We start from the raw sequence: 20,616 nt of genomic DNA, 5'->3' as shown, positions 1-20,616 counted from the left end.
CCTCTCCTGCTATGCCACTCTCACCGGCGCCGGCCTCAGCCCTCGTCCGGACCACCGCTGTCCTCGTCGGACGCCTCGTCGGACTCGGACTTGCCCTGGCTGCCCGGCTGGGGCTCGGCGACCGCGACCCGCGCGGGGCGGATCGTCCGCTCGCCGATCCGATACCCCGGCTGCAGAATCTGCACGCACGTGGTCTCGGTGACGTCCGGCGCGTAGCTGTGCATCAGCGCCTCGTGCACCAGCGGGTCGAAGGACTCGCCTTCCTTGCCGAACTGCTGCAGCCCCATCTTGGCGGCCACCGTCTCCAGCGACTCGGCGACGGACTTGAAGCCGCCGACCAGCTCGCCGTGCTCCCGGGCGCGGCCGATGTCGTCGAGCACCGGAAGCAGCTCGGTCAGCAGGTTCGCGACCGCGATCTCCTTGACCGTGACCCGGTCGCGCTCCACGCGCCGCCGGTAGTTCTGGTACTCGGCCTGGAGCCGCTGGAGGTCCGCGGTGCGCTCGTTGAGCGCGGTGCGGACCTGGTCCAGCTGCGCCTGGACGCCGACCGTGGCCAGATCTTCCGCGGCCGGGGCCTCCGGGCCCCCCTTGTCGGGGGACCCGGCGCCCTTGGCGGCGTCGTCTGCCTTCTTCTCACCGGCTTCGGAGGACACGTCGGGCTGCTCCTCGAAGCCCGGGGTCTCCTCCGTCACGCGGCACCTCCGGCGGCGTCCTTCGGCTTCTCGTCATCGACGATCTCGGCGTCCACGACGTCGTCCTCGGCCTTGGCACCGGCCGGGCCGGCACCGTCGGGGCCGGCAGCGGCGCCGGCGGCCTGGGCGTCGGCGTAGAGGGCCTGGCCGAGCTTCTGGCTGACCGCGGCGACCTTCTCGGTCGCGGTGCGGATCTCGGCCGAGTCCTCGCCCTTGAGCTTCTCCTTCAGCTCCTCGACCGCGGTCTCGACCTCGGTCTTGACCTCGGCGGGAACCTTGTCCTCGTTGTCCTTGAGGAACTTCTCCGTCTGGTAGACGAGCTGCTCACCCTGGTTGCGGGTCTCGGCGGCCTCGCGGCGGGCGTGGTCCTCCTCCGCGTACTTCTCGGCCTCCTGGCGCATCCGGTCGACCTCGTCCTTCGGCAGCGAGGAGCCGCCGGTGACGGTCATCTTCTGCTCCTTGCCCGTGCCCAGGTCCTTGGCGGTCACGTGCATGATGCCGTTGGCGTCGATGTCGAAGGCGACCTCGATCTGCGGGACGCCACGCGGGGCCGGCGGCAGACCGGTCAGCTCGAACATGCCGAGCTTCTTGTTGTACGCCGCGATCTCGCGCTCGCCCTGGTAGACCTGGATCTGCACGGAGGGCTGGTTGTCCTCGGCGGTGGTGAAGATCTCGGACCGCTTGGTCGGGATCGTCGTGTTCCGCTCGATCAGCTTGGTCATGATGCCGCCCTTGGTCTCGATACCGAGGGACAGCGGGGTCACGTCGAGGAGCAGGACGTCCTTGACCTCACCCTTGAGGACACCGGCCTGGAGGGCGGCGCCGATGGCGACGACCTCGTCCGGGTTCACACCCTTGTTGGCCTCGTTGCCACCGGTCAGCTCCTTGACGAGCTCGGCGACGGCCGGCATACGGGTGGAGCCGCCGACCAGGACCACGTGGTCGATCTCGGACAGGGCGATGCCCGCGTCCTTGATGACGTTGTGGAACGGGGTCTTGCAGCGCTCCAGCAGGTCCGCGGTCAGCTGCTGGAACTGCGCGCGGGTGAGCTTCTCATCCAGGTGCAGCGGGCCCTCGGCGGAGGCCGTGATGTAGGGCAGGTTGATCGAGGTCTCGGTGGACGAGGACAGCTCGATCTTCGCCTTCTCCGCCGCCTCACGCAGACGCTGGAGGGCCATCTTGTCCTTGGACAGGTCCACGCCGTGGCCGGAGTGGAACTGCTTGACCAGGTAGTCGACGACGCGCTGGTCCCAGTCGTCACCACCGAGGTGGTTGTCACCGTTGGTGGCCTTCACCTCGACGACGCCGTCGCCGATCTCCAGCAGCGAGACGTCGAAGGTGCCGCCACCGAGGTCGAAGACGAGGATGGTCTGGTCGTCCTTCTCCAGCCCGTAGGCGAGAGCGGCGGCGGTCGGCTCGTTGACGATGCGCAGGACGTTGAGGCCCGCGATCTCACCGGCCTCCTTGGTGGCCTGACGCTCGGAGTCGTTGAAGTACGCCGGGACGGTGATGACCGCGTCGGTGACCTTCTCACCCAGGTACGCCTCGGCGTCCCGCTTCAGCTTCTGCAGGATGAAGGCGCTGATCTGCTGGGGGTTGAAGTCCTTGCCGTCCAGGCCGATCTTCCAGTCAGTGCCCATGTGGCGCTTGACCGAACGGATCGTCCTGTCGACATTGGTAACAGCCTGGCGCTTGGCGACCTCGCCGACGAGCACCTCACCGTTCTTCGCGAAGGCGACAACGGACGGCGTGGTCCTGGCGCCCTCGGCGTTGGTGATGACGGTGGGCTCACCGCCTTCGAGAACACTGACGACGGAGTTCGTCGTGCCCAGGTCGATGCCGACCGCACGTGCCATTTCGGGATCCTCCAGCTACATCATTGAGTGGAACAGACTCAAGAGTGCATGATCCACTTTTCGGTGTCAACAGAGCTGAGTCGACCTCGCTCAAGTTTCATATCGAGCTCCTGTTCAGCAGCCCCGCAGGGGCGGGGCACGGAGAGAGGGAGGAGAGGTCAGGGCAGCCTGAGCGACACAGATCACCGGCCGGTCAACTGCATGGGCCCTTGAAACCTAGGTAATCTCGGCAGAGACCGGATAAGTTACTGCTTAGTAATCACTCATCATCACCGCTCTCGCAGGTCCGAGGAGCCCCCAATGCAACTCGCCGCGATCATTGTGTCGCTGGTCCTCATCGCGATCGGCGTCGCGCTGTTCGGCCGTGCCATCCTGCAGATCTACCGCTTCATGCGGCTTGGCCAGCCCGTCCCCGCCGGCACCCGGACCGACGACCCGACCCAGCGCACCATCACGGTGGTCAAGGAGTTCCTCGGCCACACCCGCATGAACAAGTGGGGCATCGTCGGCGTCGCGCACTGGTTCGTGGCACTGGGCTTCTTCTCCCTGCTGCTGACGATCGCCAACGCCATCGGCCAGCTCTTCCAGTCCGACTGGCTGCTGCCGGTCATCGGCGACTGGGTCGTGTGGGAGATGTTCGTCGACTTCATGGGCACGATGACGGCGGTGGGCATCCTCACGCTGATCGTGATCCGGCAGCTGAACCGGCCGGGCCAGGCGGGCCGCAAGTCCCGCTTCGCGGGTTCCAACACCGGCCAGGCGTACTTCGTCGAGGGCGTCATCCTCATCGTCGGCATCTCGATCGTGACGCTGCACGCCCTGGAGGGCGCCCAGCACCATGTCGACGCCTACGAGCCCGCGTTCTTCCTCTCGTACCCGCTGGTCGCGCTCTTCAAGGGCATGAGCGTCACCACGCTGCAGAACCTCACCTACTTCTTCGCGATGCTCAAGATCGCGACGTCCTTCATCTGGATGATCACGGTCTCCCTCAAGACCGACATGGGTGTGGCCTGGCACCGCTTCCTCGCCTTCCCGAACATCTGGTTCAAGCGCGAGGCGTCCGGTGACGTGGCGCTCGGCGCGCTCCAGCCGATGACCTCCGGCGGCAAGCCGATCGACTTCGAGGACCCGGGCGAGGACGACGTCTTCGGTGTGTCGAAGATCGAGGAGTTCTCCTGGAAGGGCATCCTCGACTTCTCCACCTGCACCGAGTGCGGCCGCTGCCAGTCGCAGTGCCCGGCCTGGAACACCGGTAAGCCGCTGTCGCCCAAGCTGCTCATCATGGCGCTGCGCGACCACGCGCACGCCAAGGCCCCCTACCTGCTCGCCGGCGGCGGCAAGACCATGGAGGGCGAGGAGAAGGCCACCGAGGAGCAGCTGAAGGACGTGCCGGCGGCGGCTCTCGCCGAGGCCGAGCGCCCGCTGATCGGCACCCTCGAAGAGAACGGCGTCATCGACCCGGACGTGCTGTGGTCCTGCACCACCTGCGGCGCCTGCGTCGAGCAGTGCCCGGTCGACATCGAGCACGTCGACCACATCGTCGACATGCGCCGCTACCAGGTGATGATCGAGAGCTCCTTCCCGTCCGAGGCGGGCACGATGCTCAAGAACCTGGAGAAGAAGGGCAACCCCTGGGGCCTGGCCAAGAAGCAGCGCCTGGCGTGGACCAAGGAGGTCGACTTCGAGGTCCCGGTCGTCGGCAAGGACATCGAGGACCTCACCGAGGTCGACTACCTCTACTGGGTCGGCTGCGCCGGTGCCCTGGAGGACCGCGCCAAGAAGACCACCAAGGCCTTCGCGGAGCTGCTGCACATGGCGGGCGTCAAGTTCGCGATCATGGGCGGCGACGAGGCGTGCACCGGTGACTCGGCCCGCCGCCTGGGCAACGAGTTCCTCTTCCAGCAGCTCGGCCAGCAGAACGTCGAGATGCTGAACATGGCGTTCGGCGAGGACGCGGACGAGGGCGTCGTCGTCGAGAAGTCCAAGAAGAAGATCGTCGCGACCTGCCCGCACTGCTTCAACACCATCGCCAACGAGTACCCGCAGCTGGGCGGCCATTACGAGGTCATCCACCACACCCAGCTGCTCCAGCACCTCATCGACGAGGGCAAGCTGATCCCGGTCACCCCGGTCGAGGGTCTGATCACCTACCACGACCCGTGCTACCTGGGCCGCCACAACAAGGTCTACACGCCGCCGCGCGAGATCATCGCCAAGGTGCCGGGCCTGCGGAACGAGGAGATGCACCGGCACAAGGAGCGCGGCTTCTGCTGCGGCGCCGGTGGTGCCCGGATGTGGATGGAGGAGCGGATCGGCAAGCGCATCAACAACGAGCGCGTTGACGAGGCGCTGTCGCTCAACCCCGACATCGTCTCGACCGCCTGCCCGTTCTGCCTGGTCATGCTGACCGACTCGGTCAACGGCAAGAAGAACGACGGCAAGGCGAAGGAGTCCATCCAGGTCGTGGACGTCTCGCAGCTGCTGCTGGAGTCGGTGAAGACGCCGGTGCCGGTGGATGGCGACGGGGACGGTAACGGGGACGGCGAGAAGGCGGAGGCTGAGCCGGAGCCGGTGAAGTAGCGCGGGTTTTCGGGGCTCCGCCCCGAGCCCCGGTCCTCAAGCGCCGGACGGGCTGGATTTCCAGCCCGTCCGGCGCTCGGCTTTTACGGCCGTAAACTCACGGCTTACCCGTCGGCAGGGGTTGCTCGGTCCAGATGACCTTGCCCTCGGGGGTGTAGCGGGTGCCCCAGCGCTCCGCGAACTGGGAGACCAGGAACAGTCCGCGCCCGCCCTCGTCCGTGGTCGCCGCGTACCGCAGGTGCGGAGAGGTGCTGCCGCCGTCGGACACCTCGCAGATCAGCGTCCGGTCGCACAGCAGCCGCACCCGGATCGGGCCCGCGGCGTGCCGGATCGCGTTGGTGATCAGCTCGCTGAGGATCAGCTCGGTGCTGAACGCCAGCTCCGAAAGCCCCCACGTCGCCAGCCGGCCGGCCACCGCCGCCCGCGCCCCGGCCACCTCCGCCGGATCCGCCGGCACCTCCCACTCGGCGATCCGCTCGGCCGGCAGCACCCGGGTGCGGGCCACGATCAGCGCCACGTCGTCACCGGGCCGGGCGGGCAGCAGCTCCTCCAGCACCACCCGGCAGGTCTCCTCCGGGCCGCGGCCGGGGACCGCGAGGGATTCCCGCAGCAGCTCCAGACCGTCGTCGATGTCCCGGTCGCGCTTCTCCACCAGCCCGTCGGTGTAGAGCACGATGGAGCTGCCCTCCGGCAGCTCGAACTCGGCCGTCTCGAAGGGCAGCCCGCCCAGGCCGAGCGGCGGGCCGCTGGGCAGCTCCACGAACTCCACCGTGCCGTCCGGGTGCACCAGCGCGGGCGGCGGATGGCCCGCCCGCGCCATCGCGCAGCGCCGGGAGACCGGATCGTAGATCGCGTACAGGCAGGTGGCGCCGGTGATCGCCTTGAAGCCGCCCTCGTCCTCCGCGTCCTCCAGATCGATCCGGGCGATCAGCTCGTCCAGGTGCGTCAGGAGTTCGTCGGGAGGCATGTCCAGGGTGGAGAAGTTGTGCACGGCGGTGCGCAGCCGGCCCATCGTCGCGGCGGCGTGCAGCCCGTGGCCGACGACGTCGCCGACGACCAGGGCCACCCGGGCGCCCGGCAGCGGTATGACGTCGAACCAGTCGCCGCCGACGCCGGCCTGGGCGGGCAGATAGCGGTAGGCGACGTCGAGGGCGTGCTGCTCGGGCAGCACCCGGGGCAGCAGGCTGCGCTGAAGGGTGACGGCCATGGTGTGCTCGCGGGTGTAGCGGCGGGCGTTGTCGATGGAGACCGCGGCGCGCGCGACCAGTTCCTCGGCGAGCGAGAGGTCCTCGTCGTCGAAGGGCTGGGGCTTGGCCGCACGCCAGAAGCTGGCCAGGCCCAGCACCACCCCGCGGGCCCGCAGCGGCACCGCGATCATCGAGTGGAGGCCGCGGTCCACGATCCGCCTGGCCCGCTCCGGATCCTGCAACTGCCAGCCGGTGAACGCGGGCAGGTCGGGTTCGAGGGCCGCCTTGCCGCTCTCGAACGACCAGCCCTGCGGGGTGGACGGGGAGAAATGGATCAGCTCGCCGCGCCCGAAAAGCGGGACGTCGTCCCGGATCCCGCTCACCGCCGTACGCCGCAGCCCGCGCTGGTCGGTGGGCTCCTCGCCGGTGAGCACCGAGTCCAGCAGGTCGACGGTGACGAAGTCGGCGAAGCGCGGCACGGCGTACTCCGCCAGCTCCTCGGCGGTGCGCGTCACGTCCAGGCCGGTGCCGATCCGCACACTGGCCTCGTAGAGCAGCTTCAGCCGCTTGCGGGCCTGGTCGACGGTGTCGGACAGCGCGTGCAGCTCGGTGGTGTCGCGCAGCGTGGCGACGCTGCCGGGCGGCCCGCCGTGCCGGTCGGTGGGCCGGTGGCTCAGCGACAGCAACCGCTCCCCGGCCCGGTGCACCTCGTCGGTGGCGGCGCGGCCGGAGGCCAGCAGGGTGGCGGCGCGCGGATCGAGGCCGAGCTCGAAGACCCGGCGGCCCTCGGCGTCCGGCGGCAGGTCGAGCAGCCGGCGCGCCTCGTCGTTGGCGAGCACCAGCCGGCCGTCCCCGTCGACGATCAGCACGCCCTCGCGTACGGCGTGCAGGACGGCGTCGTGGTGCTCGTACATCCGGGTCATCTCGGCCGGGTCAAGACCGTGGGTCTGCCGCCGCAGCCGTCTGCTGACCAGGGCGGTGCCGGCGGTGGCCAGGGCGAGGGCGGCGATCGCGGCGCCGATCAGCAGTGGCAGCTGGCGCTCGACCACCCCGCTGACCTTCTCGACGGTGATGCCGGCGGCCACCAGCCCGACCACCCTGCCGTCCGCGGCCCGGACCGGGACGACCGCCCGGACGGACGGGCCCAGGGTGCCGGTCCAGGTCTCCACGACCCGCTCGCCACGCGCCGCGGGCTCGTAGGTGCCGCGGAACTTGCCCCCGATGCGGTCCGGGCGGGGGTGGGTGTAGCGGATGCCGCTCGGGGTCATCACGACGATGAAGTCCATCCCCGCCGCCTCGCGGGCCGCCTCCGCGCGCGGCTGGAGCACCGCGGTCGGGTCCCAGCCCTGGAGCGCCTCGGCCACCCCGGGGGCTCTGGCGAAGGTCTCCGCGACCGCGACCGACCGGTTCTCGGCCTCCTGGTTGCTGTCGTGGCGCGACTGGAGCAGCAGCGCGGCCACCGCGGCGACGACGACCAGCAGGACGACCGCCGCCTGCAGCACGAAGACCTGACCGGCGACCGTGCGCACGCGCCGCCCGCTCGGCGGCCGCCGGGCACCGGCGGCCGCTCCCCCGTGTCCTTTTAACATCCGACTACGCCGTGGCCGCCGCCCGCGCCACCTTGTGATCGGATTGCACACCGCCCTGCTCGGACATGACCGTTCCCCCGTTCAGCATTGACGGACTCAACGTCCTGGCACCTTCTCGGCGCTGTCCTGATCCTGTCCACCAAGTGCCCGTATTAACAACCCCCGAGGCGGCCGGGGCAGCGCCCACGCATGGGCATCTTTCAGCCAGCGACCCCTAAGAAATCAGCCATCCGGATACAACCCTGCCGCACCACCGCGAGTCTCCTGTTCGCCGCCGACCGCTGCCCCGTCAACGACGGCACGAGAAGCGACGGCACCCCATCGACTGTGGATGTCCCCCGTGCATCCCCCGCATGCCGCAGGAGAACTCCGCGTGCACCAGCACCACCGCATCGCCCTCGCCACCGCCGCCGTGACCGCGCTCACCACCGGCCTGCTCACCGCGGCGACCGGACAGGCCGCGGCGGCCCCCGCCCCCGCCACCCTCCAGGGCGACTTCGACAACGACGGCTACCGCGACATCGCCGTCTCCTCCCCGTACGCCACCGTGGCCGGCCAGGCCAACGCGGGCCAGATCACCGTCCTGTACGGCTCGGCCGACGGCGCCGGGGCCACCAGGCGCTCCACCATCACCCAGAACTCCGCGGGCGTCCCCGGCTCCGCAGAGAAGGGCGACTACTTCGGCGTCACCACCGACGCCGGTGACTTCAACGGCGACGGCTTCGCGGACCTGGCCGTCGGCGCGCCCGGCGAGGACGTCTCCGGCGACACCGACGGCGGCACCGTCCAGATCATCTGGGGCTCGGCCGCCGGCCTGTCCGGCGGCGCCTCGCTCACCGACCCGGCGCCCGGCCAGCACGACCGGTTCGGCGCCGCGGTGGCCGCCGGCGACTTCGACGGCGACGGGAAGACCGATCTGGTCACCGGCGACTCCTCGGCCACCCTCCGGCTGTTCAAGGGCGGTATCGCCACCTCCGGCGCGGCCGGCTCGAAGGCCGCCGTCACCACCCCGGTGCTCGGCGGCGGCGACAACGGCGTCTACACCCTCACCCCGGGCGACGTGAACGCCGACGGCCGCGCCGACCTGGTCGTCAACGGCATCGAGAACACCGGCTCCGGCGAGTACCTGTACAACTCCAACTACTACCTGCCCGGCAGCCCGTCCGGCCTGGACACCTCGGCCACCCAGAAGCTGCCCGCCGGACTGGTCACCGCCATCGGCGACGTCAACGGCGATAGCTACGGCGACCTGGTCACCGGCGTGCACTGGGACAACACCGTGCCCGGCGCCACCAAGGGCGGCAAGGTGAGCGTCCGTTACGGCTCAGCCGGCGGCCCGTCCGGCAGCACCGACGCCATCACCCAGGACTCCGGTGCGGTGCCCGGCAGTTCGGAGACCGGCGACGGCTTCGGCTGGGAGGTCACCCTCGGGGACGTCAACGGCGACGGCTTCCAGGACCTGGCCATCGGCGCCCCCGGCGAGAGCCTCGGCGGCATCACCCAGACCGGTGCGGTCACCCTGGTCTACGGCTCCGGCGACGGACTCGACACCGCCAGCGGCGTCCAGTACTTCCAGCAGGACACCCCGGGGGTGCCCGGCGCCAACGAGGCGTACGACAACTTCGGCGGCGAGGTCTTCCTCTCGGACGTCACCGGCGACGCCAAGGCCGATCTGACGATCGGTGCGTTCGGCGAGAACGACGGTAACGGCTCGGTCGTCGCCCTGCGCTCGGACGGCACCCGGATCACCACCACCGGCGCCCGCTCCTACGCCCCGTCCGCGGTCGGCGTCAGCACCGCGGGCTACCCGCAGTTCGGCGGGCAGATCTCCGGCTGACGGGCCGTCCGTTCGCCTCCCGGGGGCCCTCTCCCCTGGAACCCTGGGGCCATCACCCCAGGGTTCCCTTAGGGGATGTCACAGCTCGGCCGCAATGCCCGGTGGGTTTTCCACAGGCGGGCGTCGCGGCCCCGGCGACCAGGTACTTTCGAATGGTGTCTGGATTCAGGATGGGACGCGGACAGGACCCCGGCTCCGCGCAGCAGGGGCCGCATGGCCGGCCGGGGCAGCACCCCCGGCAGCAAGCACCGCAGCCGCCGTACGGCCGGCAGCCGTACGGCGGGCCGCAGACCCCGCCGTCCCCGTACGGCCGCCAGGCCCCGCCCCCGGCGCCGTACGGGCAGCAGCCTCCGCAGGCCGCCCAGCGCGGCGGGCAGTGGCAGCCTGGCCCGCCCGGCGGCGACGGCCGCCCCGGGGGCCATGGAAACCCCGGCGGCCCCGGCCGGTCGTGGCAGCAGCCCGGCCCGCAGGGCGAGCCGGAGTACTTCGACGGCCGGGACCCGCACAGCGGCCACGGCCACCCCGGCGGCCACGGGCACCCGGGCCACCCCGGCGGCCACGGCGGATACCCCGGCGGTGATGCGGGTCACACCCAGCAGTTCAGCGTGGGCGAGGCGCCCGACCACGACGCGTACGGCGACCCGTACGGCCAGGACCCCGGATACGGCCCCGACTCCTACGACGACGGGGACGCCTACCGCGCCGGGCAGGCTCCGGCCCCGCCGGCCGGTCCCCGGCTGCACTGGAAGGAGCTGCTGAGCGGCATCGTGCTCCGCCCCTCGGCCACCTTCTGGCAGATGCGCGACCACACCATGTGGGGCCCCGCGCTCATCGTCACCTTCGTCTACGGCCTGCTCGCCGTCTTCGGCTTCGACAAGGCCCGCGAGGACGTGCTGAACGCCTCGATGGCGACGAGCATCCCGTGGATCCTCAGCACCGGCGTCGTGGTGGTGCTCAGCGGTCTGGTGCTGGGCGCGGTCACCCACACCCTCGCCCGCCAGCTGGGCGGCAACGGCACCTGGGCGCCCACGATCGGCCTGACGATGCTGATCACGTCGATCACCGACGCGCCGCGGCTGGTGATCGCGATGTTCCTGGGCGGCGACAGCTCCCTGGTGCAGGTGCTGGGCTGGGCGACCTGGGTGGCGGCCGGCGCGCTGTTCACCTCCATGGTGAGCAAGTCGCACGACCTGCCGTGGCCGAAGGCGCTGGGAGCCTCGGCGATCCAGCTGATCGGCCTGCTCTCGCTGTTGAAGCTGGGCACCTTCTGAGCTGCCCGGCGGCTCACCCGGCATGGCCCACGGCTGGCGTGACCCGCCGGCCGTGACGGCGAAGGGCCCCGGTCATCGCGACCGGGGCCCTTCGCCGTAACTGCTCCGTGGGTGAGGATCAGGCGTCGAGGACCTGTCCCGCCCGCCGCACCACCGGCGGCTCGACGCTCCACGGGAAGTTGATCCAGTCGTCGGTCCGCTTCCACACGTACTCGCACTTCACCAGCGAGTGCGGCTTCTCGTAGATCACCGCGCTGCGGACCTCGGCGACCGTGCCGACGCAGAAGTCGTGTACCAGCTTCAGCGTCTTGCCGGTGTCGGCGACGTCGTCGGCGATCAGGACCTTCTTGTCGGAGAAGTCGATCGCGTTGGGCACCGGCGCGAGCATCACCGGCATCTCCAGCGTCGTTCCCACTCCCGTGTAGAACTCCACGTTGACCAGGTGGATGTTCTTGCAGTCCAGCGCGTACGCGAGGCCGCCGGCGACGAACACTCCGCCGCGCGCGATCGACAGCACGATGTCCGGCTCGTACCCGTCGTCGGCGATCTCCTGCGCCAGCTCGCGGATGGCTCCGCCGAAGCGCTCGTAGGTCAGGTTCTCCCGCTGCTCACTCATATGCCTCAGACCTGCGTCCGGTGGAAGTTCAGGAACGACCGGGACGGCGTCGGCCCGCGCTGCCCCTGGTACCGGGACCCGTACCGTGCCGACCCGTAGGGGTGCTCCGCGGGGGAGGTCAGCCGGAACATGCACAGCTGCCCGATCTTCATCCCCGGCCACAGCTTGATCGGCAGGGTCGCGACATTCGACAGCTCCAGCGTCACGTGCCCGGAGAACCCGGGGTCGATGAACCCCGCGGTCGAATGCGTCAGCAGCCCCAGCCGGCCCAGCGACGACTTGCCCTCCAGCCGGGAGGCGATGTCGTCCGGCAGCGAGATCACCTCGTACGTCGAGGCGAGCACGAACTCACCGGGGTGCAGGATGAAGGCCTCCTCCCCCTCCGGCTCCACCAGCCGCGTCAGATCGGCCTGCTCGGTGGCGGGGTCGATGTGCGGGTACCGGTGGTTCTCGAACACCCGGAAGAAGCGGTCCAGCCGGACGTCGATACTCGACGGCTGCACCATGGCGGGGTCGTACGGATCGATCCGCACCCGCCCGGCGTCGATCTCGGCCCGGATGTCCTTGTCAGAGAGAAGCACGGGACGAGGATACGCAAACCCCGCGGACGCCGCGGGCCCGGCCCAACCGGACCGGGCCCCAGCCCACCGCACTGCGGAACTATCGCTTCCGCGATCCCACCGGAACCGCCCGCCGCAACCGCGCACAGCGCGGGCAGCGCAGCAGCCGCCCAGGACCGATCCGATCGGCTCCGAGGTTCTGCATCGGGAACGAAGCGGTACTGAACACGTGCCCTTCGGCACAACGGACGATGGTGCGCTCCATCGAGTCCCTTCCCCGAGACGTGAAAGACAAAAGCCACATTAGGGGATCAAAGGGTCGCCGCTCCACGCGGCACTCCGGTCCACCACGGTACGCCCCAACTCCCGCCCCCCGCAGTCACATCCCCCACCGGACCACCGCACCGGGCACGACAAAAACCCCGCGACGCATGCGCCGGGGGTCAGCCATGGGGTACAGTGTGCAACGATGAGGGCGAAGCAAGATCACCCTCAGGCGGGTGTAGTTTAATGGTAGAACATGAGCTTCCCAAGCTCAGAGCGCGAGTTCGATTCTCGTCACCCGCTCCATTGCGAAGGCCCAGGTCAGCGACCTGGGCCTTACTTGTTGTCTCACAACCCCTCAGGGGCGGCGTGCCCTCCGCGTCACTTCTGGGCCACCGCGCTGCCTCCCTGTGCCGGATGAGTGGATCAGCACGTACTGCGGCGGCACTTGACGCTTGCGGCCCCGGGTGTCCCGAAGCTGCCGGTGTCACCGGATGGGGCGCCGCCCCGTCCGTCGGGACCAGCGCACGGCGATGAACACCAGGTCGGCCACGAGGAGCACGATGCCGATGATCAGCAGGTAGCCCAGACCTTCTGCCACCACGCCGATGACCCCCAGCACGACGGCCACCAGTGCGAGGAACAGGAAGAGAGCCATGACGCGAACGCCTCCTTGTGGCTGGGGGACTGGGTGGGTGGCGGTCAGCGGCGGGCGAGTTGCCGTTCGCCGCCTGCGCCCGGCTGGTAGGTCATGTCGTAGTGCCGGAAGACCGCTTCCTCTGCCTCGGCGGGCAGGATGTCGTCCATGCCGACCGAGGGCGCCTTCTTCACCAGTGCCCTGGCGTAGGAGACCTTGAGGTAGTCCGGCCCGAGGATCGCGTCGTCCAGGGGCACGAAGGCCAGGCGGTGACGGGTGGGGAGTCCGGTCCGGACCGTGGCCACGGCCGGTTCGTCGGTGGTGGTGTCCACATAGATCGCTTCGAGCACGCCGATCTTGTGGCCCCTCGGGTCGACGACGTTGTGGTTGCGCCACTCACGGATATCGGCTGCCTGGATCATGGCCTGCCCTCCTGAGCCGTTCACCCAGCCGGTGCGAGCCGTCAACACGAGTATCACAGCCCGCGGAGACCGGTCGTCCTTGCCCTTCCAGGCTATCCGGGAACCTGCGCGTCGCGCGTTCGCGCGGTGACCGTATCGACCGTGGTAGTCGACGGGCATGCCGATGAAGCCTTCCAGTGCAGCAGGCCGTCCATCTCTGTTCGGACGACTACGCGACGCGATCAGCCATTCACCAGTGGGCCGCTGGTGGCGGCGGAGCATCGATCTCGAACTGTGGCAGCGGTCCCTGGGCTTCGCGGCGCTGGGGTTCCTCACTCTGGTGCCGCTCCTGATCATTGTGTCCTCGGGCGACCCGGAGCACGGGCGCGGGTTCGCGCAGTGGCTGGGGGAAGGACTGGGAGTCTCGACTGCCGCCAGAGAAGAGGTCGAACAACTGTTCATCCGCCCCAGCCAGGCGCTGCGGACCACCACCGTGTTCGGCATCGCCGCCCTCGCCGTCTTCGGTCTGTCCTTCGGTGCGGCGGTGCAGACCGGCTACGAGAAGATCTGGGATCTGCCGCCGGCTCGCTGGTGGGCCAGGTGGCGGCATGTGGTGTGGCTCGGCGTCCTCACCGGCTACCTCTTCGTCTCCGCGACCACCACACTGCGGCGAGAATCCCCGGCGGGCGCCTTCGCCGCCGCGCTGAGCGCCGTCGTGTTCTTCTGGTGGTCGCAGCGCCTGCTGCTCGGCGGGCGGGTCGCCTGGCGCGCTCTGCTGCCCGGCGCGGTGGCCACCGTGATCGGACTGCTCGGTCTCAGGGTCTTCTCCCAGCTCGTCTTCTCACCGCTGATCGCATCCAACACGGTCACCTACGGGCCCTTCGGAACCGTCCTGGTCCTCCAGTCCTGGCTGGTCGGTGTCGGCGTCGTCGTCTTCGGCGGTGCGGTGGTCGGCCGCCTGGTCCACGAGGAGATCCCACGCGTGGCCCAGGCGCTGAGAAGGCGAGGATGAGATACGGCAGCGGGGTTCGTTATGCGTGCGCTGATCGCCTGGGAAGTCGCTGGTCACGCGGGGTTCGCCGGACCACGCCCCGGAGTACGGTGGACATACCGGGAGTACCCGCGCACCGGCTCCCACGCCGGTGCCGACGTCGAAACGAGCCCGGGGAACAGGTCCGCGCCATGACCGCGACCATCGCACCGAGGGCCGTTGGGACTTGCTGGTGATCCCGCCGGAGACCGGTGCGGCTGCTGCCGCCCGGCTGATGTCCGCCGCGGCCACCCCGGCGGGCTCGATACCGCCAGCGGTCTGATGGCGGGCGAGGACATCACGCGTGCCGTGTGGGAGACGCTGAACCTGGACGATTGAGTGGCAGTCATGGCAACACTCCACGAGCGGAAGAACTACCGCGAAGCGATCATGAAGACCCTGTACGAGGCAACGGAAGGCGATCGCCTCCTAGGCGTCGCCGGGGCGAAGCTGCGCGACGACCTCCACATGGCTGAGCAGGACCTGGCCGCAGCCTGCACATATCTGGCGGGCGAGGGGCTGATCACCGTCGACTGGGCACGGGGAAACACGCCCGCGATGGTCATGCTGACGCATGAGGGAATCCGGCTCATGGAGGCCGAGGAGGAGGGACGCGGCTGACACGACACGGACCCTCTTCGATCCAGGGCCACACTGTCCGGAAAGAGCCCTTCTGCCGGATAAGCGACACAGGCATAACATGGTCAGTGGACCGGTGCACTCTCACGTGCAACCGGCCCGGAAGGGCGGCCCCGGTGTGTATACGCCGGGGCCGTTGCGCACCGTCGGCGGACGGCAGGGAACCAGCGGGTCCTGGCGAGTTTGGCGGCCGAGCAACACCGAAGCCCAGCACGAGGCTGCCCTGGGGCCCACTCGTTGGACCACCGGCTCGGGGTGCGGGCGACACCAGGCCGGTGAGGTGAAAGGGCACGGCGATGGCGGAGGATGATCGGCAGCCTGGCAGGGACACGGTGGACCGGTCGGAGGGGTTCGGTGAGCGACTGCTGGGGGTGCTGCTGGACCGGGCCCACGAGATGCCGCCTCAGCTGGTCGCTCCGCTGATCGCGGAAGAGGTGGCCAGGGTCGGTGGCCGGGACGTCTCGATCCTCCTGCAGGACTACGCACAGCTGCTGCTGGTGCCGCTGCCGGGCAGACGGCTGGCCGTCGGCGGGCCTGAGCCGATCGGTGATTCCCCCGCCGGCACGGCCTTCCTGGAGGCGACCACTGTCGAAGTACCGCGGGCAGACGGTCTCCGCATGTATCTACCGTTGCTGGACGGCAGTGACCAGGTGGGTGTGCTGGCCCTCACTCTGGATACCGTCGATGACGACGACCGGCGCTTGCTGCGCAGGCTCGCCGGTTTGATCGCCGACATGCTGGTCACCAAGCACAGCTATACCGACCAGTTCTTCCTCGCCCGGCGCCGTGAACCCATGAGCGTGGCTGCGGAAATCCAGTGGTCCTTGCTCCCGCCGCTGGCGATGTCCGTGCCGCAGGTCTCAGTGGCCGGGATCCTGGAGCCCGCCTACAGCGTCGCCGGGGACAGCTTCGACTACGCACTCAACGACGACATCCTGCATGTGGCCGTGGTTGATGCCATGGGCCACGGCCTGAACGCCGCCACGATGGCCACGGTCGCCATCGGCGCCTACCGGCACTCCAGACGTGCCGGCATCGGTCTGTCCGAGATCTACACGTTCATGGATCGGGCCATCGCCGAGCAGTTCGGCCCCGAACACTTCGTGACCGCGCAGATGATGCGCCTGAACATCGCAACGGGCCACCTGCAGTGGGTCAACGCGGGTCACCCCCCACCGCTGCTGATCCGCAACCGCCAGGTCCTCCGGCGACTGGAGAGCCCGACCACCTTGCCGGTCGGCTTCGGAGGTGAGGAACCCCAGGTCAGCGAGCAGACACTCCATCGTGGCGATCGGGTCCTTTGCTTCACCGACGGCCTGATCGAGGAGCACGAAGCCGGCCAAGAGCAGTTCGGCGAGGAACAGCTCATCCACTGGGTCAACCGCATCGGGCAGAAGGAGAAGGGAGTGCGGGCAGTGGTGCGCGCGCTCTCCCACACCCTGAAGGAGGAACGGGGCGGGAGCACCAGTGACGACGCGACCCTCTTCCTGATCGAGTGGCACGGGGGCGCCGCCGACCACCTCGCCGTCCTGGAGTGAGCCGACGGCCGCTCCATCGCTGACGGCGTCTCCCAAGCTCAGAGCGCGAGTTCGATCCTCGTCACCCGCTCCATGACGAAGCCCCAGGTCAGTGACCTGGGGCTTCGTCGTTGGCCCGTCGTTTGGAAACCGGCGGGCTTTACCGCGGTGGCGTCACTGAGAGGCCCACCAGGTCGAGAGCGCCGCGGCGGTGTAACCCAGCGACTCGTACAGCGGCCTGCCCAGCTTCGAAGCGGTGAGCGTGACCGGCAGCTCCGCCAGGTGGGCGAGGGAGCCAAGCATGACGGCTCGCCCCACGCCACGCGACCGGAAAGCCGGCGAAGTGCCGACCCAGTAATGGCTGCCGACGCCGTCGTCCACGACACAGACGCCGGCTCCCGCGGGCACGCCGTCGTGCGTGGCGAGGAACACGTCCACGCCCGGCTGCTCGATCAGCGCCACCGGGAAAAGCTCGCCGGGGCGGTAGGGCTTGAATCCGGCCAGCTCGAAGCCGTCGATCACGATCCGCTCGGCCGCCTGGAGGTCCTCGGGCCGCCGTACCCGGATCACGTCCAGCATCGGTTCGCCGACGGGCCCGGGCGGGCGCAGCATGACCGGCATCTGCCAGCTGCGCATGCCCAGGTGACTCAGGTCGGTCGAGCCGAACGGATCCTCGGCGTTCACCGGGCCTGCGGCTCGGCGTACCAGCTCGCTCAACTCGGTCAGTTCGCGCGGGTCGAGGACCGGCTCTTGGATCAGGATCCGCATGCCGGCGCGCGCGTCGCCGTCGACCGCGACGAATCCGCGGCGCCGGATGACCTCATGCCCCCGGGATCGGCCGGTCGCGGTCCAGAAGGCGGCGGAGTTACGGGCCTGACGCATCGGCGCCTCGGCCAAGGCTATGGAGACGGGCTGGTCGGCCGACGGAGATCGTGTTGTCATTGCGCCTACGGTACTGCTCAATTGCCCCATCGCAGGGGCCAATTCCATGCGAGCTGACTGGGCCACCCGCACGGCCGGACTACCTGGCGAGCACGAGCGGCTCCAGTGAACAGCGGTCAACAGCAGGCACGGGAAGATGGTTTGCGAGCCCTGCAGCTGATGGTCTTTCCCGCAGGTCAGAGGCCGTCTGAGCGCTCAAGTGCTGGGTGATTCCCAAGCTCGGAGCGCGAGTTCGATATTCTCGTCACCCGCTCCATAACGAAGGCCCGGGTCAGCGACCTGGACCTTGTTGCTTATCCAGACCTCTCGTGGGAATTCATGCCACACGCGGTCCCTATCGCGCCGCTTACCGCGCGGAAACCATGGCAGGGGTGACAGGAGTCGAACCTGCGACATCCGGTTTTGGAGACCGGCGCTCTGGCCTCTGAGCTACACCCCTTCGACACCGCTCAGCTTGGCATGGCCGAGCAGGTGGTTCCACACATTTTCATGGTGGGCACTTCTCCTGCCGCCGCCGGCAAGAGGCCACGTGGCGGCAGAACACAAGGCGCGAGCAAGGAGCGTCACCCAGCGGCGGGCACCTGGGGCACGAGCAGTTCCAGCGCCTCCTCGCCGACGACGTGGGCGGCGGGCCGGCCATCCACCGCGGGCCCTACAGCTCGAACTCCACGACCGCCCCGGTCCGCCCCTCGCCCAGACACGCCATGACGGAGTCCGCCAGCGCCTCGGCCAGCTGCTCACGCGTGTCGTCCGCATGGTCGGCGGCCCACTGGCGCACATACCCGGCGAAGCCCTCCGCAGCCCGCTCCATCGCGGCCTGGATCAGAGCCTCACGATCGGCGAAGTGGTAGGTCGTGGAGCTGAGCGAGACATCGGCCCGCTCGGCGATGGCCCGGTGACTGAGGCCCTCCCGAGACGCGGTCCCGGGCACCGCCGGGGTGAGCGTCTGGGCCGTGGGCGGGGCGTCAGGTCGAATCGCTGCCCCGCTGGTCCGTCTGTGCGGGTTCCGCGAGACCCAGGCGTGCGGGATGGGTGCCGGTGTCGATGAGGATTTGCTCGGCCGAGGTGATGTTGTCGGCTCGTACGGCCTGGGCCATCGCCGCGCGTGCCACATCCGGCGTCGCCTGCGGAGGGACGACCAGCAGTGAGAAATGATCCTTGTCGCCCCGGGTGATGAGGACGGTGTCGTCACCGACCGGGAAGGAGTCGAGGTGGACGACCCGGTCGTCGATGATCAGTCGCGTCGGCAACTCCTCCCAGGCACTCGCGTCCAGTCCGACGCGGGTGATCGGGCCGAGGTGCCGGCTCAACGCGGTGATCAGATTGGGTAGTTCGGCGGCGATGTCACGGGATCGCGGCCACCACGCGCCGTCGAGGATTCCCTCGCGCAGCCGTGTCGTCTCCAGTCGCAGCAGCGCTGTCCCGGGCTTCACTGCCTCGTGGATCCCATCCGGCAGGAGCCCGGGGGGACGGGGGGTGTCGGAGTCGGTCATGGTGAGCTCCCCTCGACGGGGATCGGCATCTTCACTGGATAGCCCGTGGCAGAACCGCCGTGGTCGTCACAGCGAAGGGTCCCAGGGCTTCACCGTACTCCGCGTGCCGGCCCGCAGGCTTGTCCGCGAATCCAGGTACGGTGCTCGCGCCTGAGAAAGCGCTGGTCGCGGGGGGATGAGGGTCGCGGGCCGGAGTAGTGTGAAGACACCGGGAGTACTTCGCACACCGGCTCCCGTACCGGTGCCGTTCCCGGCGAGCAACAACACCGGGCAGTCGAAGCCCGGAGGCGGGTTCGCGCCATGACCATGACCACCGAACGAACGATGACGGATGAGCGCGCCTCCTCGCCACCGGCCCGCTTGGCTCTGACGCCCACGGGCGCGCTTCCAGGGCTTCTGGACGGCGCTTGGTGGCCCCGGTCCCGCGACCTCTTCCGCGAGTTGCCCGCTCTGACAGACAGGCTGGACAGGTGCTGGGGCCGGATCACCCGCGTCACGGTGAACCCCACCCACTGGCCGGTGATCCCCCCGAAGGTGCCCGTCGCCGGGCACACGGTGCACGTGGGCTGGTTCAGGGACGAGCAGGATCCGCACAAGCTGGTTCTGCTCTCCTACAGCGCCGAACGCTGGGACCTGCTGGTGATCCCGCCGGAAACCAGCGCGGCCTCCGCCGCCCGGCTGATGTCCGCCGCAACCACCCCGGGGAGCCTCCTCGCCGCCAGCATGCTGATGGACGACGAGGACGCGATCCGCGACGCGGCCCAGGACCGCGGCCGGGAATCGGAGTGGGACACCGAGGGCGGGGCCGCGCCCCCGCCGCTCAGGCACCCGATCAGACCCCCGACCCCCGCCCCAGAGGGGTGAGGACAGTGGAGACCGTCATCACCACCGCGGTGATCCTCGCCATGATCGTCCTGGCGGTTCTGCTGATCCACCTGCTCAACGCCCAGCACGCCCAAAGGATCGCGGCCTTCCGCTACAGCGACGTCCTGCCGGTGCGCGGCGGCCGGAGACGGAAGCTCCGACGGCCGGTCGACGGGGCCGCCGGACACCACGGGGACCGCGAAGGGCACCGACTCTTCTCCGACCGGGGGCGGTGGGTGGGACGCCAAGGCGGCGCGCCCACCGGCACGTCACCTCATGTCACCCGAGGAACGAGGACACCATGAAACCAGCGGAACCCGTGCCCTCGGCCGGACACGCCGAGGTTCGTATCGTCGCCGCGTCCCCGGAGACGGCACGCCAGGTCGCGGAGGTTCTCCGGCGCCGCTTCGCCTCCACCGAACAACGCAGCTACCCCGAAGGCCACGACGGCGGAACCCGTCTCCACCTCACCGTGGACACCACCCACGCCGCCGAACCCGCCCGCTCCTGGCTCCTGTCCAGCAAGTCATCGGACGACGACCGAACGCAGTCCGACGAGGTCTGAGGCACCGGCCGCAAACCCGCGCGGCGGCGTGCCAGACGGCCGGGCAGGGCGCCCGCCCCGGCCACTTCCCGCGCCG

The 20,616-nt window shown here is 69.6% G+C and carries 19 protein-coding genes and 2 tRNA genes; 10 read left to right on the top strand and 11 right to left on the bottom strand.

Annotated elements, in window-relative coordinates; genetic code table 11:
- Positions 1–35: 35 nt before the first annotated feature.
- A complete protein-coding gene (gene grpE, locus AC4BDD_RS15395) occupies positions 36–692 on the bottom strand; it encodes a nucleotide exchange factor GrpE (protein WP_490691575.1) in 657 nt (218 codons plus the stop codon).
- Positions 689–2,548, bottom strand: coding sequence for a molecular chaperone DnaK (gene dnaK / locus AC4BDD_RS15390; protein WP_490691574.1), 1,860 nt, complete (start codon positions 2,546–2,548; stop codon positions 689–691). Before dnaK ends, grpE begins: the two co-directional genes overlap by 4 nt.
- Before the next feature lie 300 nt (positions 2,549–2,848).
- On the opposite strand from dnaK, the gene AC4BDD_RS15385 reads away from it, so the two are divergent.
- On the top strand, positions 2,849–5,128 hold the full coding sequence (locus AC4BDD_RS15385; RefSeq protein ID WP_490691573.1) for a 4Fe-4S dicluster domain-containing protein: 2,280 nt from the start codon (positions 2,849–2,851) through the stop codon (positions 5,126–5,128).
- A 97-nt stretch (positions 5,129–5,225) separates the two neighbouring features.
- On the opposite strand, the gene AC4BDD_RS15380 is transcribed toward AC4BDD_RS15385, so the two are convergent.
- The gene (locus tag AC4BDD_RS15380) at positions 5,226–7,904 is read right to left on the bottom strand and encodes a SpoIIE family protein phosphatase (RefSeq protein ID WP_490691572.1); all 2,679 of its coding nucleotides are present in this window, start codon (positions 7,902–7,904) and stop codon (positions 5,226–5,228) included.
- Positions 7,905–8,277: 373 nt separating this feature from the next.
- Between AC4BDD_RS15380 and AC4BDD_RS15375 the strand changes: the two genes are divergently transcribed.
- A complete protein-coding gene (locus tag AC4BDD_RS15375; protein WP_490691571.1) occupies positions 8,278–9,741 on the top strand; it encodes an FG-GAP-like repeat-containing protein in 1,464 nt (487 codons plus the stop codon).
- Positions 9,742–9,911: 170 nt separating this feature from the next.
- Positions 9,912–11,012: a Yip1 family protein gene (locus AC4BDD_RS15370; protein ID WP_490691570.1), complete on the top strand. Its 1,101-nt coding sequence runs from the start codon at positions 9,912–9,914 to the stop codon at positions 11,010–11,012.
- A 118-nt stretch (positions 11,013–11,130) separates the two neighbouring features.
- Here AC4BDD_RS15370 and AC4BDD_RS15365 read toward each other — a convergent pair whose 3' ends face one another.
- Complete coding sequence (locus AC4BDD_RS15365) at positions 11,131–11,628, bottom strand: phosphoribosyltransferase (RefSeq protein ID WP_490691569.1); 498 nt, start codon at positions 11,626–11,628, stop codon at positions 11,131–11,133.
- 5 nt (positions 11,629–11,633) lie between these two features.
- Complete coding sequence (dcd, locus tag AC4BDD_RS15360; RefSeq protein WP_490691568.1) at positions 11,634–12,209, bottom strand: dCTP deaminase; 576 nt, start codon at positions 12,207–12,209, stop codon at positions 11,634–11,636.
- Positions 12,210–12,684: 475 nt separating this feature from the next.
- On the opposite strand from dcd, the gene AC4BDD_RS15355 reads away from it, so the two are divergent.
- A tRNA-Gly gene (locus tag AC4BDD_RS15355) sits at positions 12,685–12,758 on the top strand.
- 181 nt (positions 12,759–12,939) lie between these two features.
- Here the strand turns inward: AC4BDD_RS15355 and AC4BDD_RS15350 are convergent.
- Together AC4BDD_RS15350 and AC4BDD_RS15345 are read right to left on the bottom strand one after the other, a co-directional pair.
- On the bottom strand, positions 12,940–13,110 hold the full coding sequence (locus AC4BDD_RS15350) for a hypothetical protein (protein WP_490691567.1): 171 nt from the start codon (positions 13,108–13,110) through the stop codon (positions 12,940–12,942).
- Between the two features lie 44 nt (positions 13,111–13,154).
- Positions 13,155–13,511 carry a PRC-barrel domain-containing protein gene (locus AC4BDD_RS15345; RefSeq protein ID WP_304462683.1) on the bottom strand — a complete coding sequence of 119 codons (357 nt, stop codon included), beginning with the start codon at positions 13,509–13,511 and terminating at the stop codon, positions 13,155–13,157.
- 157 nt (positions 13,512–13,668) lie between these two features.
- On the opposite strand from AC4BDD_RS15345, the gene AC4BDD_RS15340 reads away from it, so the two are divergent.
- The 3 genes from AC4BDD_RS15340 to AC4BDD_RS15330 all read left to right on the top strand — a co-directional run bounded on the left by AC4BDD_RS15340 (position 13,669) and on the right by AC4BDD_RS15330 (position 16,697).
- On the top strand, positions 13,669–14,502 hold the full coding sequence (locus AC4BDD_RS15340; protein ID WP_490691566.1) for a YhjD/YihY/BrkB family envelope integrity protein: 834 nt from the start codon (positions 13,669–13,671) through the stop codon (positions 14,500–14,502).
- A 366-nt stretch (positions 14,503–14,868) separates the two neighbouring features.
- Complete coding sequence (locus AC4BDD_RS15335; RefSeq protein WP_490691565.1) at positions 14,869–15,141, top strand: hypothetical protein; 273 nt, start codon at positions 14,869–14,871, stop codon at positions 15,139–15,141.
- 314 nt (positions 15,142–15,455) lie between these two features.
- Positions 15,456–16,697, top strand: coding sequence for a PP2C family protein-serine/threonine phosphatase (locus AC4BDD_RS15330; RefSeq protein ID WP_490691564.1), 1,242 nt, complete (start codon positions 15,456–15,458; stop codon positions 16,695–16,697).
- 153 nt (positions 16,698–16,850) lie between these two features.
- Here the strand turns inward: AC4BDD_RS15330 and AC4BDD_RS15325 are convergent, their stop codons facing one another.
- The 4 genes from AC4BDD_RS15325 to AC4BDD_RS15310 form a co-directional block, all read right to left on the bottom strand.
- Positions 16,851–17,618: a GNAT family N-acetyltransferase gene (locus AC4BDD_RS15325; protein WP_490689069.1), complete on the bottom strand. Its 768-nt coding sequence runs from the start codon at positions 17,616–17,618 to the stop codon at positions 16,851–16,853.
- A gap of 363 nt (positions 17,619–17,981) precedes the next feature.
- A tRNA-Trp gene (locus tag AC4BDD_RS15320) sits at positions 17,982–18,057 on the bottom strand.
- Positions 18,058–18,270: 213 nt separating this feature from the next.
- A complete protein-coding gene (locus AC4BDD_RS15315; RefSeq protein ID WP_490691563.1) occupies positions 18,271–18,549 on the bottom strand; it encodes a TetR/AcrR family transcriptional regulator in 279 nt (92 codons plus the stop codon).
- Positions 18,550–18,583: 34 nt separating this feature from the next.
- Entirely contained in the window at positions 18,584–19,111 is a 528-nt protein-coding gene (locus AC4BDD_RS15310) for a DUF5994 family protein (RefSeq protein ID WP_490691562.1), read from the bottom strand.
- Positions 19,112–19,411: 300 nt separating this feature from the next.
- Here AC4BDD_RS15310 and AC4BDD_RS15305 point away from each other — a divergent pair, with 300 nt between their 5' ends.
- Genes AC4BDD_RS15305 through AC4BDD_RS15295 form a run of 3 tightly spaced genes read left to right on the top strand, consistent with a single transcriptional unit; the run spans position 19,412 to position 20,540 of the window.
- Positions 19,412–19,975 (top strand): DUF5994 family protein, encoded by a 564-nt coding sequence (locus tag AC4BDD_RS15305; protein WP_490691561.1) that lies wholly within the window; start codon positions 19,412–19,414, stop codon positions 19,973–19,975.
- Positions 19,976–19,980: 5 nt separating this feature from the next.
- Positions 19,981–20,280 carry a hypothetical protein gene (locus AC4BDD_RS15300; RefSeq protein WP_490691560.1) on the top strand — a complete coding sequence of 100 codons (300 nt, stop codon included), beginning with the start codon at positions 19,981–19,983 and terminating at the stop codon, positions 20,278–20,280.
- On the top strand, positions 20,277–20,540 hold the full coding sequence (locus AC4BDD_RS15295; protein WP_490691559.1) for a hypothetical protein: 264 nt from the start codon (positions 20,277–20,279) through the stop codon (positions 20,538–20,540). The genes AC4BDD_RS15300 and AC4BDD_RS15295 overlap by 4 nt, the downstream gene beginning before the upstream one ends.
- Positions 20,541–20,616: the final 76 nt, after the last annotated feature.

The sequence above is a fragment of the Streptomyces sp. JLBT605 genome (genome assembly GCF_058215555.1).
This window is presented reverse-complemented; position numbering and strand designations above follow the sequence as displayed.